Source organism: Winogradskyella psychrotolerans (assembly GCF_018860565.1).
Taxonomy (GTDB): Bacteria; Bacteroidota; Bacteroidia; order Flavobacteriales; family Flavobacteriaceae; genus Winogradskyella; species Winogradskyella damuponensis.
Genome location: NZ_JAHKPS010000022.1, coordinates 677,092 through 692,680 on the forward strand (window position 1 = coordinate 677,092; position 15,589 = coordinate 692,680).

Annotated in this window: 15 protein-coding genes; 2 read left to right on the forward strand and 13 right to left on the reverse strand. The window is 34.4% G+C overall.

The window, feature by feature from the left end:
- The first annotated feature begins 41 nt into the window (after positions 1–41).
- Complete coding sequence (locus KO504_RS11875; protein ID WP_215927114.1) at positions 42–776, forward strand: metallophosphoesterase family protein; 735 nt, start codon at positions 42–44, stop codon at positions 774–776.
- A 7-nt stretch (positions 777–783) separates the two neighbouring features.
- Here the strand turns inward: KO504_RS11875 and KO504_RS11880 are convergent, their stop codons facing one another.
- The 13 genes from KO504_RS11880 to KO504_RS11940 form a co-directional block, all read right to left on the reverse strand.
- Positions 784–1,536: a TIGR04283 family arsenosugar biosynthesis glycosyltransferase gene (locus KO504_RS11880; RefSeq protein ID WP_215927115.1), complete on the reverse strand. Its 753-nt coding sequence runs from the start codon at positions 1,534–1,536 to the stop codon at positions 784–786.
- Positions 1,537–1,568: 32 nt separating this feature from the next.
- Positions 1,569–2,429: a DUF547 domain-containing protein gene (locus KO504_RS11885; protein WP_215927117.1), complete on the reverse strand. Its 861-nt coding sequence runs from the start codon at positions 2,427–2,429 to the stop codon at positions 1,569–1,571.
- 27 nt (positions 2,430–2,456) lie between these two features.
- Complete coding sequence (locus tag KO504_RS11890) at positions 2,457–3,365, reverse strand: sterol desaturase family protein (protein WP_215927118.1); 909 nt, start codon at positions 3,363–3,365, stop codon at positions 2,457–2,459.
- 71 nt (positions 3,366–3,436) lie between these two features.
- The gene (locus KO504_RS11895; protein WP_215927119.1) at positions 3,437–4,249 is read right to left on the reverse strand and encodes a purine-nucleoside phosphorylase; all 813 of its coding nucleotides are present in this window, start codon (positions 4,247–4,249) and stop codon (positions 3,437–3,439) included.
- Positions 4,242–4,871, reverse strand: coding sequence for a TIGR04282 family arsenosugar biosynthesis glycosyltransferase (locus tag KO504_RS11900; protein WP_215927120.1), 630 nt, complete (start codon positions 4,869–4,871; stop codon positions 4,242–4,244). The genes KO504_RS11895 and KO504_RS11900 overlap by 8 nt, the downstream gene beginning before the upstream one ends.
- The gene (locus KO504_RS11905; protein WP_215927121.1) at positions 4,864–5,358 is read right to left on the reverse strand and encodes a rhodanese-like domain-containing protein; all 495 of its coding nucleotides are present in this window, start codon (positions 5,356–5,358) and stop codon (positions 4,864–4,866) included. The genes KO504_RS11900 and KO504_RS11905 overlap by 8 nt, the downstream gene beginning before the upstream one ends.
- Before the next feature lie 30 nt (positions 5,359–5,388).
- On the reverse strand, positions 5,389–6,216 hold the full coding sequence (locus KO504_RS11910) for a metallophosphoesterase family protein (RefSeq protein WP_215927122.1): 828 nt from the start codon (positions 6,214–6,216) through the stop codon (positions 5,389–5,391).
- Positions 6,217–6,241: 25 nt separating this feature from the next.
- Entirely contained in the window at positions 6,242–7,582 is a 1,341-nt protein-coding gene (locus KO504_RS11915) for a sodium:solute symporter family transporter (protein ID WP_215927123.1), read from the reverse strand.
- 6 nt (positions 7,583–7,588) lie between these two features.
- A complete protein-coding gene (locus KO504_RS11920; protein WP_215927124.1) occupies positions 7,589–9,031 on the reverse strand; it encodes a SusD/RagB family nutrient-binding outer membrane lipoprotein in 1,443 nt (480 codons plus the stop codon).
- A gap of 83 nt (positions 9,032–9,114) precedes the next feature.
- Positions 9,115–12,309 (reverse strand): SusC/RagA family TonB-linked outer membrane protein, encoded by a 3,195-nt coding sequence (locus tag KO504_RS11925; protein ID WP_215927125.1) that lies wholly within the window; start codon positions 12,307–12,309, stop codon positions 9,115–9,117.
- A gap of 88 nt (positions 12,310–12,397) precedes the next feature.
- A complete protein-coding gene (locus KO504_RS11930; RefSeq protein ID WP_215927127.1) occupies positions 12,398–13,078 on the reverse strand; it encodes a TIGR04282 family arsenosugar biosynthesis glycosyltransferase in 681 nt (226 codons plus the stop codon).
- Positions 13,079–13,148: 70 nt separating this feature from the next.
- Positions 13,149–14,204, reverse strand: a complete 1,056-nt coding sequence (arsS, locus tag KO504_RS11935; RefSeq protein ID WP_215927129.1) for an arsenosugar biosynthesis radical SAM (seleno)protein ArsS — start codon at positions 14,202–14,204, stop codon at positions 13,149–13,151.
- Positions 14,205–14,260: 56 nt separating this feature from the next.
- Complete coding sequence (locus tag KO504_RS11940) at positions 14,261–14,596, reverse strand: arsenosugar biosynthesis-associated peroxidase-like protein (protein WP_020895861.1); 336 nt, start codon at positions 14,594–14,596, stop codon at positions 14,261–14,263.
- Between the two features lie 176 nt (positions 14,597–14,772).
- On the opposite strand from KO504_RS11940, the gene xdhC reads away from it, so the two are divergent.
- On the forward strand, positions 14,773–15,555 hold the full coding sequence (gene xdhC, locus KO504_RS11945) for a xanthine dehydrogenase accessory protein XdhC (protein WP_215927131.1): 783 nt from the start codon (positions 14,773–14,775) through the stop codon (positions 15,553–15,555).
- The last annotated feature ends 34 nt before the right edge of the window (positions 15,556–15,589 follow it).

Below are 15,589 nucleotides of genomic sequence, written 5' to 3' on the forward strand. Positions count from 1 at the left end.
AATTAAAATGAACTTTCAGCTTTAATAAAAATAGAAATAAAATGCGAACATTAGCCGTTGGAGATATACATGGAGGATTAAGAGGTTTAATTCAAATTATAGAAAGAGCAAACGTTAGCTCAGAGGATACATTGATTTTTTTAGGAGATTATGTTGATGGTTGGAGTCAATCGGCTCAAGTCATTCAATATTTAATTGAGTTGTCTAAAACCAATACCTGTATTTTTATAAAAGGAAATCATGATGTATGGTGTCAAAATTGGTTGGCTTCGGGTGTTGTAAATGATATTTGGTTTAATAACGGAGGAAAAGAAACTATTGAAAGTTATGAGACATTTTCTAAAGAAGAAAAACTAATACATCTCGATTTTTTTGATGCTATGGCCTTATATCACATTGATGCCGAAAACCGCCTATTTCTTCATGCTGGTTTTACATCTATGCATGGTGTGGAGCGCGAATTACATAAAGAAAACTTCTATTTTGATAGAACGCTTTGGGAAATGGCATTAACGCTAGATAAAAATATCCAACAAGGTTCAGTGCGTTATCCTAATCGCTTAAAGCATTATTCTGAAATTTATATTGGTCATACACCAACCATTAATTTTGGTGAAAACCAACCAATGCATTGTGCTAATGTCTGGAATGTTGATACAGGAGCCACCTTTACAGGGAAATTATCTGCTATTGATATAGATACAAAAGCCATTTTTCAAAGTGATAAACTAATGGATTTGTATCCAAATGAAATAGGACGAAATAAGAAAAAGTAAGCAATACTTAACAAATATTTTTTTTGTAATAATAGAGTAGGTCTTGAGCAGACGCACCAAACCATTTCTTTACATAAATCGTCCAAAAATGATATTGTAGTTTCCAAACTCCGTGCTTACGATAAAGTCGTGCTGAGGTTGTCAATTTTTTATTGATGACTGTAAATTCATTCCGAGCGTACAATTCATTAATCAGAATATTGTCTTCGTAGATAATATAGTTCTCGTTATAACCACCAATATCGTAGAACAGTGTTTTTGTAATAAACTGACTTTGGTCGCCACCTCTACTAGCACGCCAAGAAAATTGGGTAAGCCAACTGGCTAAACGTAACCACCAATGGTTACTGTCAAACTGCATTCTAAAACAACCTGCTTGATTACCTTTTTGAACTTCATTTAGAATAAATTGATCAAAATCTTTAGGTGGAAAAGAATCGGCATGAAGAAAATATAAAATACTTCCAGTTGCATGCTTTGCACCAAAATTCATTTGTTTTGCTCTTCCTTTGTCTGAAGATAGTAACTTTATGTCTGGTCGAGCGCAGTCGAGACCTTTTAATTGGTTTGAATTCACTTCAGACCTGTCAGGTTTCAAAAATCGGACAGGTCTAAGTATGTCCAAAGTACCATCTGTACTACCTCCATCAACCACAATAATTTCAGAAATGTTCTTAGACGACGAATTCTCTATTAAATGTGTTAACAAACGGCTAATAGTATCAGCCTCATTTAAAACAGGAATAATAATACTAATCATACAGTACTTACGATAAGTTAATGATCATAGTTTTAATCATTTAAATTCCAATTGTAATCGGTATAGCTTTTTTTAGCAGATGAAGAAATGGTAATGTCTGAGTATTGATTTAAGAAATCAATTAAGCTACTATCTTGCTCAAAATCCTTTTTAAACCACTTAAATATTTTTGAAATCTTGATGTTGTCTTTAGACAATTCGTTTTTAGACGTATCCGCTAAAAATTCTTTTGTAGCATGGGTTAATTGTGCATCTAAGTTTGAAGCTGTAAATGCTGTATTCTGAAGTTTAGGACATGATACAGAAGCACAAACAATAGCAAAATGAATTCTAGGTTCATTCATTTTTCTTAGTATTTTATGCTCAATATCGTTTAGATTTTGCCAAGTATCACCCAATTTCCAAAGCCTTTGATCCCAAGGATCTTTAATGTCTTTAATACTTTTTGTTGGGTAATTTCTGAGGATTAAATCTATGGTTAAAGCGTTGTAAGCATTAATCCAATAGGCGAGTTTGTCGTTCTTAGTCCAATCATCATTAGGTTGATGTGATTTTAATAAATCAATATAACGTTGTAATGTTTTTGATTCAGCTTTAAGACCTTTGTAATTTACATTTCCATTCTCTGAAACATACTTTTTTAACAATGCATTAAAAATAGCATGATCAAAAGCTTCCGTATAAATAAGCTCTGTAGTTATTGTAATGCCATCATTACTGATGCTACCATCTTCTCCTAAGTTTCTTTTAGTATAATTATTGTCTTTTTTTTGTTCTGTAAAAACAACATCAGAAGCATTCGCTTCTATAGCTTTATCTTGAGTTATCTGCTGCAATCCACTACACGATAACGTAAATATTAAAGTGACAATTAAGGCTGATAAATATTTCATGTATGGTGTTTTTAGGTGTTAGATTTACTATTCTGAACTCTTGATGTCCTGTTTTTTTGAAAACGCAGGATACAATTCTTGTTTTAAAAAATCTTTAGGAAAATTTTCATCACCTTCAAAACCGAGTTCAATATCTCTACCATCGTGTGGTATATAATCGGTTTTAAAAATGTAATCCCATAGACTTAACGTTAGTCCAAAATTTACACCATACCTTACATCTTCAGGTAATTCTTTGACATGATGCCAAATATGCATCTTAGGATTATTAAAAATGTATTTTAAAAATCCATAATCCCAACCCAAATTAGCATGGTTAAGATGACCAATAGCAATACTAAAGAAATAAACAATAGCCACATCTTGTGCGTCAAAACCACCAATGATAGCAATAGGAATATAAAGTATAGATTTATAAACCACAGGTTCCATCCAGTGGTAGCGCAAGTGTGCCGCAAAGCCCATTTCTTTTACAGAATGATGCACTTTGTGGAAATTCCAAAGCCATTCAAAACGATGCAAAAGGCGATGCGTATTCCATTGTACAAAATCTGAAACAATAAAAAAGATAAATAAGCCTAACCATTTAGGAAGTTCATCAACATCAAAAAGTTGAAAGTTAGAAACAGATAGTCCAATAAGCCCTAAAACATCATTAAATAGTTCTGAAGCCGTATTAGATAAGGCAATAAAAACAATTAGATTCAATAAAAAGAAATTGAAAAACATGTAAAAGGTATCTAACCAGAAATCTTTTCGGAATAAGGCTTGGTCTTTACGCCAAGGAAATGCAATTTCAAGAATCCAAACTAAAACAGAAATAAGGATAAGACCATAAAAAAAGTTGTCCCAATGATTGAGGTCAATGAGTTCGTATTTGAGGTAATTCCAGTATCCTGAATAGGAATTTTTAATGAGGTCTATATACTTTTCCATAGGTGCTTCCTGAGTAGGCAGGAATGTCTTTTGTTATCCTGCAAGGTTTTTAAATCCTTGCAGGTCTTTTTTTATAAGGTCTTAATCAGTTCTTTAAAAAGCGTAATCATATTTGGTTCTGCTTTTTCGGCCATAGCAATGATTTCAGAAATATCAACGGGTTTTAAATTATCTGGATCACATTCGTCTGTTAATACAGAAACGGCAGCAACTTTTAAATTCAAGTGATTTGCCACAATAATTTCAGGAACCGTACTCATGCCAACAGCATCAGATCCCATGATTTTCAACATGCGATATTCGGCACGTGTTTCAAGTTGAGGGCCAACCACACTAGTATAAACACCTTTGTGTAATGTTATATTGTGTGCTTGAGCAATGCTTTCAAATTTCGCATTAATTTCGGCATCATAAGGAGCACTCATGTCTGCAAAACGTTCTCCTAATTCTGAAACGCCTTTAAACGCTAAAGGTGAACCTCCTTGAAGGTTAATATGATCGTCAATAAGCATTAATTCTCCTTTTTTATAATTGAGATTAATGGCTCCGGAAGCATTAGAAACCAATAAGGTTGTTATACCCAACTTCTCCATAATTCTTACAGGAAACGTTACATCTTGTAACGTGTAACCTTCATAAACATGAAAACGGCCTTGCATAACAACTACCTTTTTACCTTCTAAAATGCCGTAAATAAGTTTGCCTTTATGAAACTCTACGGTTGCTGTAGGAAAGTTAGGAATGTGATTATAACTTGCTTCGGCTATGATTTCAATTTCATCAACTAATTGTCCTAAACCGGTACCTAAAATGATGCCGATTTCGGGTTGATCAAAGCCTTTACTTTGTAAATATTCTGTGCTTTCTGTTATTTGGTTAATCATTGAGTTGCTGTATTTTTTCTTGTAATTTGATGTTCGATTTATAAAAGTCTGAAGCAATTAAATCTTCATAGGTGTCAATATCGTTTAAAGTGTCCAAGATACCAACTGAAATTTGATTACTCTGTAACTCTTGTAAGGTTAACTGAAATAAATTGGGTTGACTCCATGGTTTGTTGGTGAAAATTTCGGTATTCAATTTAGACATGCCTACCAAATAATAGCCGCCATCTTCTGCTGGACCAAAAACCACTTCATTCGTATTTAAGGCTTCTAATCCATTTTTTATATGCGTAGAATGAATGTCTGGTAAATCAGAACCAATCAATACGATATTGTTATAGCCAGCATCAAATCCATCTTTAAAAGCATTAAGCATGCGCTCACCTAAATCAGCTCCATGTTGCACTGCTTTAAATTCACCTTTCCATTGGTCATCTACAATAGCATTAGAAAAATAAATGCGTTTATCTATGTCTAATTGTTTGGTTGCTTTTTCAGTAATTTTTACCAATTCGGTGTACACTTCAAACGCACCAAAATCGCCAATAGTTTTAGCGAGTCTTGTTTTTACAGTTCCTAATTTTATGTTTTTGACAAACACAATAACAAGTGATTTATTCATAGATTTTAATGCCTTTTAATAACCATTTACTCCAGTCTTTAGAGTAAGCGTGTACGTGATCTGTTTCCTTTTCTTCAGAATTATATACGGGAAAATTGTTGTTCTTCCATTCAAAAATACCACCAAATAAATTGTAAACATTGGTGTAGCCTTTCTTTTTAAGTTGTTCCGCAATGTCTTCAGAACGAATTCCTAACGAACAATACACCACAATAGTTGATGTTGTGTCAGGTAGTGTTTTTACAACAGTATCTAAATCGAAATCATCATAACCAACATAAGTTGAGTTAGGTATATGACTTACGTTATATTCTTTAAGTTCTCTAGCGTCCAATAAAATAGCATCAGTTTTTGGCATGGCCAATTCTTTAACAGAGATATAAGGAACACTTTCTTTATTATGAGCTTTTAATAACTCATGAAGGGTTTCTTGGCTATTTCCAAAGCAACTTAAGAGTAAAAATGATAAGATAAAGAGGTTTCGCATTTCTAATTAGTATAAATAATTTGGTTAACCTTACAGTTCTAGTGGTTTTCCTTGTTGCTGTTTTTCGGCTTCAGGTAAAATTTCCATGTTGTCCCAAAGACCAGAAACGATTGTTTTTGCATAAGATTCTGGAAGTAATCTGTTTAGCATTAATTTGTTAGTGAGCGTATGGTTGTAGTCTAACTTACGAAAATTTATTTGTAAGGGTTTTTCTGAGTCATCTAAAATAGCAAACCAAACATTAGGTTTTCCGTCATTGGCAGGCATACCAATCACACCAGGATTTATCCAAAGTTTATCACTGTTTTTGTGTTCGAAAGGTAGACCACAATGGCCCGCAATAATGATATCACTTTCGGTAGCTTCAAAATTAGATTGCTTAGTAGCCCAAGGTGTCGATTTGAAAATAAATTCTGAAACATTGAAATACGAACCATGTACAACAGTCACCTTTTGATTTCCCATGGTGAATTGTATATGATCTGGAAGCGTGTCAAGATAGTCAAGTGAATCTTTTGAGAGTTTGCTCTTGGCATACGGATACCATTGTTGTGAAAAACCATCGCATCGCGACCCTTCTCTAAAATCACAACCGCAATCGTCTTCATCATCACGTAATTGTATTTCAACATTACCAACAATGCTTCTGGCATTCCAGTTTTTAAAGGTCTGAATGGTTTCTTCAGGTTGTGCGCAATAGCCTATAATATCGCCAGTGCAAATACAATTTTCAGGTGGAATACCTTCAGATTCTGCCACAGCAATTAGTGCTTCAAGTGCTTGAAGATTACTGTAAACACCACCAAAGAGTAGTACTTTACCTGATAATTTTCCTATGTCAATTATGTTTTTATCCATAACATTTTCCACGAAAGTGGACATCTCATTTTTTTGATTTCAACCATTTCGGTATGAAATATAAAATATTACAACTTAAAATGCCCCAAATATTCACCCAAAGTAAATCGGCATACTTGCCTTCTGTAAAAATTAAGGCTTCTGGAAACACCTCAAATACGAGTAAAAATCCAAATACGAGTCCTGCAATCACACTAAGATAAAAACTCAATTTTGGAACTTTAATATTCCAGAATAAAAAAACCGGTGTTAAACCAATGACCATCGTTCCTGATATGGTGGTTGCGGATAAAATTTCGGCTTCAAGAAAAACAGGAAGTGTGCCTAAAATCGCTATGGCAGCCATGGATGCTCTTCCAAAGGTTAAATCGTTAACCATGCCTAAATCAATCGCCAATAATTTTGAAAAGGACGAAAACGTAGAGTCTAGAGTGGAAGCTGCCGAGGTAATCATTATAAAATTAATGACTAATAAAATAACCACACCAAAGGCTTTGCCAACTTCTACGGCGGCTTGACCTTTAAAACCTTGGGTTTGCGCATAGACACCAATGACGCTAAATAGTATAATGCAAATCGCACCTAATAAACTCGCCCATAAAAAACTTTTTCGGGTGACTTTAGGTGAACTGATAAAGGCTCTATCGGTTAAAACCGGATCGTGAAATGGATAACTAAAGGATTGGATAATGGCTGCAAAAAACAAATTTAAGCCCAACTCAAAACTCCAAGTCCCAGATGTAACGACATCAGTAACGCTAAAAGTGTCTATTGAAAAGATATTCCATAGAATTACCATAAGTAGAATACCAAATAATACCATTTGAATCACATCAGTAAAAATAGAACTACTTAAACCTCCTTTAATCGCATACGCTAAAGTTAAAACAGTAAAAACGATAATGGCCCAATAATAATTGGAACTTCCTGTTTTACCAAAATAACTACCAATAACCATAGTGTTACTCCAGACTTCATTAAATAATCTGATGGCAATTAATATAGAAAACAAAGCCATAGCTCCTTTTCCGAATTTGGTGATTAAAAATTGATGAATACTTTTAAATCCGCCAACAACGCGCATTTTGTAAATCAATAAACCAGCGACAGCAAACGATACATAATAACCAGCATAAGCCACACCTCCAACAATACCAAAGCTTAAACCTAGATTTGCGGCATTGGTAATGCTCTTGGCAAAAATCCAAGAAATAATAAGGCTTCCGGTAAGCACTAAAGCGTTTGGTGCTTTCTTTTTATGAACCGCCTTAAAAAATTCCTCCGTTGTCTTTGCTAATGGAGATAATATAAAGAGTATTAAACTCGATGCAATTATCAATGTCCATTGCCAGTTAATTATATCCATATTCCATTATTCATTCCACCAAACCGGCACGTTTATACTATTGTTGTCTGTTGCGGTTGCAGCAACAGTGTAATTTTCAAAATTTAAAGCTGCTTCTTCAGCAGGATAAGGCATTCTAATCGGGATTAAATCATTGTTTAAACTTGCAGAAATGGTTTGCAATTCTGGGAAACCTGTTCTTCGGTATTCTATCCAACCTTCGTAACCATTAATCACATTGGCTATCCATTTCTGCGTTAAAATTTGTTCCATCGGACTTGTCCCAAAAGCATTATAAGCAGCAGGACCAGAAAGGTAATCTGTAGGTAGTTCCGTGTTCCAATACTCAAATGCTAACGTAACTCCAGCGTTGTATAACGTCTGTGTATCTGCAGAAATAATGCCTTTGGCAGCTGCTTCGGCTAAGGCGAATTGTACTTCCCAAGCGGTTATAAAATTAGCATCTAAAGTTGACGTATCTTCTCTGAAAGCTGTGCTTGCTAAAGAATAATCTGCTAAAGCAATAGAGGTCGAAGATGCATCAATACCATTTAATAAACCATTAAATTCATTAGTGCTTGAATTTGAGAACGGACGAAATAAACTTGAAAGTCTCGTGTCATTCAAGCCAATTAAAATATCTTCCATAGTTTCGGATAAGACAAAATTGTTGAAATCACCAATGCGTAATTGTGCTAGCCTAAAACTGTTTGGGTCTGTGTTGGTAAAATTGAAAATAGCATTTTCACTGTTTGAAGTGATATAATTGCCTTCATCAAAAAGTGTTTGCAATTGACTTGAAACATCTACTTTATCCGAAATACGAACTAAATGCTTAATTTTTAAAGCATTCGCGAATTTTATCCAAGCCTCTAAATCGCCGTCAAATAAAATATCGCCTTCCAATGGAATCAGATCAGAATAGGCTTCAATTGCAGCAATACCTTTATCTAAATTATCTAATATACCGTTTTCATTAAGATAGATGTCTTCTTGTGAATCGTATGATGGTGTTACGGTGCCTTCAACACCATTGAACGCTTCAAAATAGGGAACGTCTCCAAATAAATCAGTTAAACCAGCAGCCATATAAGCCTTGAGAATTAAAGCAGGACCTTCATAAACAGCAAAGGTTTCTGTTGTTCTAGCTTGATTTAGGATAATTTCATTATCTCTCAAATTGGTATAAAAAATAGGCCAAGGATTACCTCCTAATTGTGGTGATTTTAAAGCATGTCTATCAAATAAATTGAAATCTAAAGCGGTTCTATGTTGTGCTAGTAAATCGCCAGCAACAAAGCCTTCGTAACTCATGTTTTCTCCAAAATCGTAAATAACCTGTCTTAGCAACAAACTCGGTTGGATCGAACTGGGTTGGTTTGGATTGGTATTTATGTCTTTAAAATCTTTGGTACAACTCATTGTTGTTGCAATAAATAAAACCGAAAGTATATAGGTGAATTTTTTCATTTAAAATTTTATTTTCATTCCCTTAAAAAAGGGAAGCTTATTATTTTTGTTTTCTCTTCTTGAGATTCCCATTCTTGTGAGAACTAGAAGTTAAATCCGGCTTTAAAACCAATACTTCGTGTTGTAGCATAACTCATATCTTCAACACCACTTACAAATCCATTGCCTTGAACGGCCAATTGTTCTGGGTCAAAATGCGGATTCTCAGTAATGGCAAATAGATTATTTCCAACTAACGAAAGGCTTAAATCAGCACCTTCTTTCAAACTTAAAAAGCCATTTTTTAAATCAAAAGTATAGCCAATAGCGAATTGGCGTAGCTTTAAAAAGGAAGCGTCATAAACGTTATTCTCTTCGTGATTTCTATCGTAAAATTGTCGGTAATAACTTTCTGCAGTAATCGCAACGGTATTTACTTGTCCAGTATTTACATTAACACCTTGTGCAACAATTCCGGCATCTGGTCGGTAACTGGTTTCAGCTAGTTGACCACCAACATTTCCTAAAGCGCGTGTTCTCGAAACGATTTCGCCTCCTTGTCGCCAATCGAATAAAAAGCTCATATTCCAATTTTTATAATTGAAATTATTACTCCAACCTAATGTGAAATCTGGATTATAATTTCCTAGTTTTTTTAAGTTGTCATCGGCAATGTAGTTACCATTATCATCAATTAAAAATTCATCATTTTCATTTTTTAGATAACCAGTTCCGTAGAAATCTCCAACACGTCCACCTTCTTCCATCTGAAACCAAACCGTTTGGTTGGCGCTATCATAAATCCTGCTATAAGCAAGTGTTAACCTTCCGTCCGACTGTGGTAAGTTTTTAATAACAGAGCGATTAGTGGCGAAGTTAAATGTGCTATTCCAATTGAAGTAATCCGTTTGAATTGGTGTAATCCCTAAAACAATTTCTACACCTTGTGTATTCACGTTTCCGCCATTAACTACTTGTTGACTGTAGCCTGAAGAAATGGCAACAGGTAATGAAATAATCTGGTCTTTTGTATTGGCATTGTAATATGTAAAATCGAATCGTAATCGATTATCTAAAAATCGTACATCTGTACCAAATTCATAAGAGGTGGTACGTTCTGGTTTTAAATTGGCATTGGGAATAAAGTCTTGGTCGCTAAAAGTAGGTTCGCTATTGTATGGTGTTTGTGATACAAAAGCACCAGAAGTTTGGTAAGCACTTGTGTCGTTTCCAACTTGTGCCACACTCGCTCTCAGTTTTGCGAACGATACAGCATTTGGTAATTCTACAACATTAGATAAAATAAAACTTGAAGAGATAGAAGGGTAGAAAAACGAAGTGCCATCTACCGAAAAAGGTGTGGCTAATGCACTAGACCAATCATTCCGTCCTGTAATATCTAAGAATAAAAAGTCTTTATAGCCCAGTTTTGTAATACCGTAAAATGAGTTGATACGCTTTTCACTTTCAAATTGAAAGACTTCAATAGGTGAAGCTGCATTGTTTAAATTGTAAATTCCGGGTTGTGCCAAACTAACCGTTTGTGATTGTTTAGTGGTTGCGATTTGATTCAATCTATTTCCACCTAAAAACACATCTACAGAAATATTATTAAACTGATTTTTATAGTTGATTAAAAAATCGGTATTCACTTCTCTAAACATGACATCGTGTTCGGCATATGCACCATTACTAAAACGATTACTACTGTAGGCTCTTCGTAATTGTCTAGTTTCGGTACTGTAATCCATTCCTGTTCTAAGAGAAACACTTAAGTTTTTAGTTAGGTCTTGGGTAATGGAAATATTACCGAAAATACGGTCGCGATTAAAGGAATTGGTATTCTCATTTAAAATGAAATACGGATTATCAAAAAACGTATAGTTAAATGAATATTGTTGCGTGCCTTCTAAACCAGGTTGCCAATAATTTTTAAGATTTTCAATGTTTAAAGAACGTGGTCCCCAAGCTACTAAAGAGTAATTCGCATTTTCACTTCCATAACCATTAGAAGGTCTATCGTCACTATTAGAATTTATATAACTGAAAGATGAATTGATTTCGGTATTGTCACTTGGTTGAAAGTTTAATTTAGCAGCAATGGTTTGTCGGTCTAAATTCACTCCAGGAATAATCGATTCACTTCTCAAGTCGGTAAAAGATAATCGGTAATTTCCAGAATCAAACCCATTAGAAACTGAAATATTATTAATAGTTGTAACGCCAGTTTCATAGAAATCTTTCAAGTTATCCGGATTCGATTTAAAAGGTGTTGCTGTGATGTCTAAGCCATCATAAAGTGCAGTATCTCCACCTCTCACAAAAGTGCCGTTAGGTAATTGCACAGGACTGTCAAATTGTGGAATTAAAAGTCCAGCATCTAAACGTGGTCCCCAAGAATAGGTGATATTATCATTGATACCACCACCAAGACCGTCACCATATTCAAACTGACCAGAATTACCTTGACCGTAAGAATTTTGAAAATCGGGCAACCTAAAAGCAGTGTCCACAAAAAGCGAAGAATAAAAACTAATGCCTAAACCTCTTTTGTTTTTTCCGTTTTTGGTTTCAATAACAATAACACCATTAGATGCTCTTGTGCCATATAATGCGGCAGCACTTGGTCCTTTTAAAACGGTAACAGAACCAATATCATCCGGATTGACTTCCATGCCACCATTACCAAAATCAATTTCTTGAAATCCGGCAGCAGCTTCATTGGTGAAATTAAAAACCGTTTCGTTGTTAATCGGCACGCCATCTACCACAAATAAAGGATTGTTGTTAGAAAAGGACGCTTCGCCTCTAATCGTGATTTTAGAAGACGAACCAACACCTGTAGCACCTTGTGTAACCGTTATTCCAGCTAATTTACCCTGTAAATTGTCTAAAAAATTGACTGTTTTTACTTCCGTTAGTTTTTTAGAAGAAATGGCTTGCACAGCATAACCCAATTCTTTGGTATCGCGTTCTAAACCTAGTGCGGTAATTACGACTTCGTCTAAAGCAGCAGAATCTTCTTGTAATTTAATATTGATAATTGTTTGATTTGCGACCTCAATAGTTTGTGTTTTAAAGCCTAAAAATGAGTAGGTGAGTTTATCTGTAGTTGAATTAACGACTATTGTGTAGGTGCCATCATCACTTGAGGTCGTTCCATTGCCGTTGCTAGATGAAATGTTTACAAAGGGCAAAGGTGTTTTAGAACTAGCTTCCGTAACTGTTCCGGTAATTGTAATTTGGGCATTACTGAAAAAGCAAAAGCATAACAGTAAGCATAAGTAAATGTGCTTCATATGTAGACCACAAGCATGGCTATTTTTTAAAATGTGAGATTATTTAGCTGAAAAAATCTTTAGGTATTAATGACATTAAAACCCAATTTTAAATATGAAGTAAGGCAGGTGAGCCTTTATTGTAGTGTTTGTTGAAAACGGTTCTACCTTGAAAAACAGACGCGACTATTGCAATTGTTTTTACTTTTTTTAGAATTTTTAAAAGCAGTTTTCTAATATTGAAATCTAAAGATTTAAAACTCTTTAAGACCAATTCTATATCTGAAGTGTCATCAATATCGGTTAGCGTTTCTAAATAGGAAACACTTTCGTTTTGCTTTAGTAATTTTTGATGTAAACAACGTCTTAATTTAGATGTTTGCCAAGGTAAATTTTGGATGTCTGTTTTACTGAAATGTGCTTCCTTGAAACCCATTAAATAGAAACCTCCATCGGTTGAAGGTCCTAAAACAAAATCTGAATTCTCTAATTTATCTTTAGCTTTTAAAATAAGATTAGCGGTAAGGTTGGGAATGTCATTACCAAGTGTAATCACATTTTGAAACCCTTTATTAAAAACGGTTTCAATAGCGTTGGTAAAACGTTCTCCAAATGAATGTCCTTTTTGCGCTTTCTCAGAAATATGAAAATAAGGTAAACTCGCTTTTTTTACTGTTTTTACAGTATCAGAATCAAGCAAATTAAAGAAGTCAGAAGAAACAACTGATTTTGAAGTCAATTCTTTTTCTGCAGAATTTGCAAAGATTAATATGGCGGTTTTGTTATTCATATGTTATTCCTGCGAAAGCAGGAATCTTAATTTGTTTAAGTCTGAGATTCCTGATTTGGCAGGAATTTGTTTATGCTACAACACCTTGACAACTACTTCCTGCACCAGCAGTACAGCCATAACAATGTTGAGAAATAACGATATTACGTCCTTCTAATAATTCTTCGTTAAAATCAGAGATATGTCTCGATTTACTATTTACAGGTAACTCTAACATTTGATTAAAATCGCAATCAAATAAATAACCATCCCAACTAATCGATAAGGTATTGGTACACATCACATTTTCTACGGCAGCCGGATTATAAGCCTCGACTAAAGAATACATATAATCTTCATAGTTTTCTGAAGCAATTAAATAATCTAAAAAACGCGCGATAGGTAAATTCGTAATCGCAAATAGATTATGAAATTCAATTCCAAAATCTTCCATTAAGGCCTTTTTAAAATCCTTTTCCATAGCAGCTTGGTCACCTGGTAAAAAAGCGCCTGATGGATTGTAAACTAAATCTAATTTTAAATCACTTCCTGGCATGCCGTAACCCACAGCATTTAATTCTTGCAACGCTTTTATAGATTTATCAAAAACACCATCTCCACGTTGTTTATCCGTTTTTCCACGTGTCCAGTGTGGCATAGAACTTACCACGTGTACATTGTGCTTTTTAAAGAATTCTGGTAAATCGTAATATTTTTTATTGGCTCTAATAATAGTTAAATTAGAACGTACTATAAAATCTGTAATACCAACCTTTGAAGCTTCTTCTACAAACCATCTAAAATCCGGATTCATTTCTGGTGCTCCACCTGTTAAATCTAGCGTGTGTGCTCCAGAGTTTTTGATTACCTCAAGACATTGTCTCATGGTGTCTCTAGTCATTATTTCTTTTCGGTCCGGACCAGCATCTACGTGGCAATGGTCGCAAACTTGATTACACATGTAGCCAACATTAATCTGTAGAATTTCTAGTTTTTTTGCTTTAATTGGAAATTGACTCGTTTCTGAAATTTTATCTTTAAAGGTTGGTAATTCACCACTTTTAAAGATACCATTAGAGAGTATTTCTATTTGTTTATTGCTTTGAGCTAAATCGTTTCCGAGTTTTTTTAGGGACTTTGTTGCCATTAATCGTTTCTCTTGTTTGTAATTCTTACGAAATTAATGCGGTTGAGGTTTTTATCTTAACCGTCTAATTTGTTGACTTTATTCATCATTTGTACACCATGTACTAAAGTGGCGCCGCTTTTTATGGCTGCACCAACATGTATGGCTTCCATCATTTGTTCTTTGGTAATCCCACGTTGTAATGTGTCTTTTGTATAGGCATCAATACAATATGGACATTGTTCGGTATGCGCTACAGCTAAAGCTATGAGTGATTTTTCACGAGCAGTTAAAGCGCCTTCTTCAAATACTTTTCCGTAATAATCGAAGAATTTTGTTCCTAATTCTTCACTCCATTCTGTGATTTTTCCAAATTTGCGTAAATCCGCAGCATCGTAATATGGTTTTGACATATAGTTGTATTTTGATTAAAAAAATCAATATACAATCTTATGTCGAAGTTAAATCTTAAAGATTACAGAAAATTTTAAAAGTTTGACTGCTATTAAAAGGTTTGACGCTAGTTTTAAAAATAGAAGAGCATTTCAATCAAAAAACCTTACTTTTAAATTCTCTTTTTTTATTAGAAATGCAAAATTGGATTGAATTACTTTCTGAATTTAAACAAAAGCAAATACCTGTTGCCTTTATAACGGTAACGAAGTGTTTAGGGTCAACACCTTGTGTGGTGGGTTCGCGTATGCTTGTGACTGAGAACAAAGATATTCACGGAACCATAGGAGGAGGGAAGCTTGAATTTAAAGCCATAGACGAAGCTATCGTTGCTTTAAAAGAGAATAGGATTATTGAATCTACCTATACTTTAGGTCCGGAATTTGAACAATGTTGCGGAGGAAAAGTAGAATTTATCATAGAACCCATGAATCAATCACCAGAATTATTTTTATTTGGAGCAGGACATATTGGTGTTGAAATCTGCAAACTTCTAGTCGATACACCTTTTAAGGTGACCTTAATAGATTCGCGTGACGATTGGTTTTCTAATTTAGAATTAGACAGCAGTGTAACAACACATCAAGCGACCGAAACCGATTTCAAAACCTTTAAAGATGCTGTGAAATGGGGATCTAATTGTTATGTTTTAGTGCTGACACATAATCATGCCATCGATTTTGATTTGATAACTATGGCTTTGCAAAACGAAACTAAATTTTTAGGACTAATAGGAAGTAAAACGAAAAAAGTACGGTTCAATACTATGTTGATTAAAGAAATGGATATTCCAGAAGGGATGACAAATGTGGTTTGCCCAATAGGATTAGATATCGGAGGCGATACACCAAAAGAAATCGCGATTAGTGTGGTCGCCCAATTACTTCAAGTGCATTATAAATGTACCATCGAAAAATAAATGTTATTTGAATAAGATTGTCCCCTAGAGGATT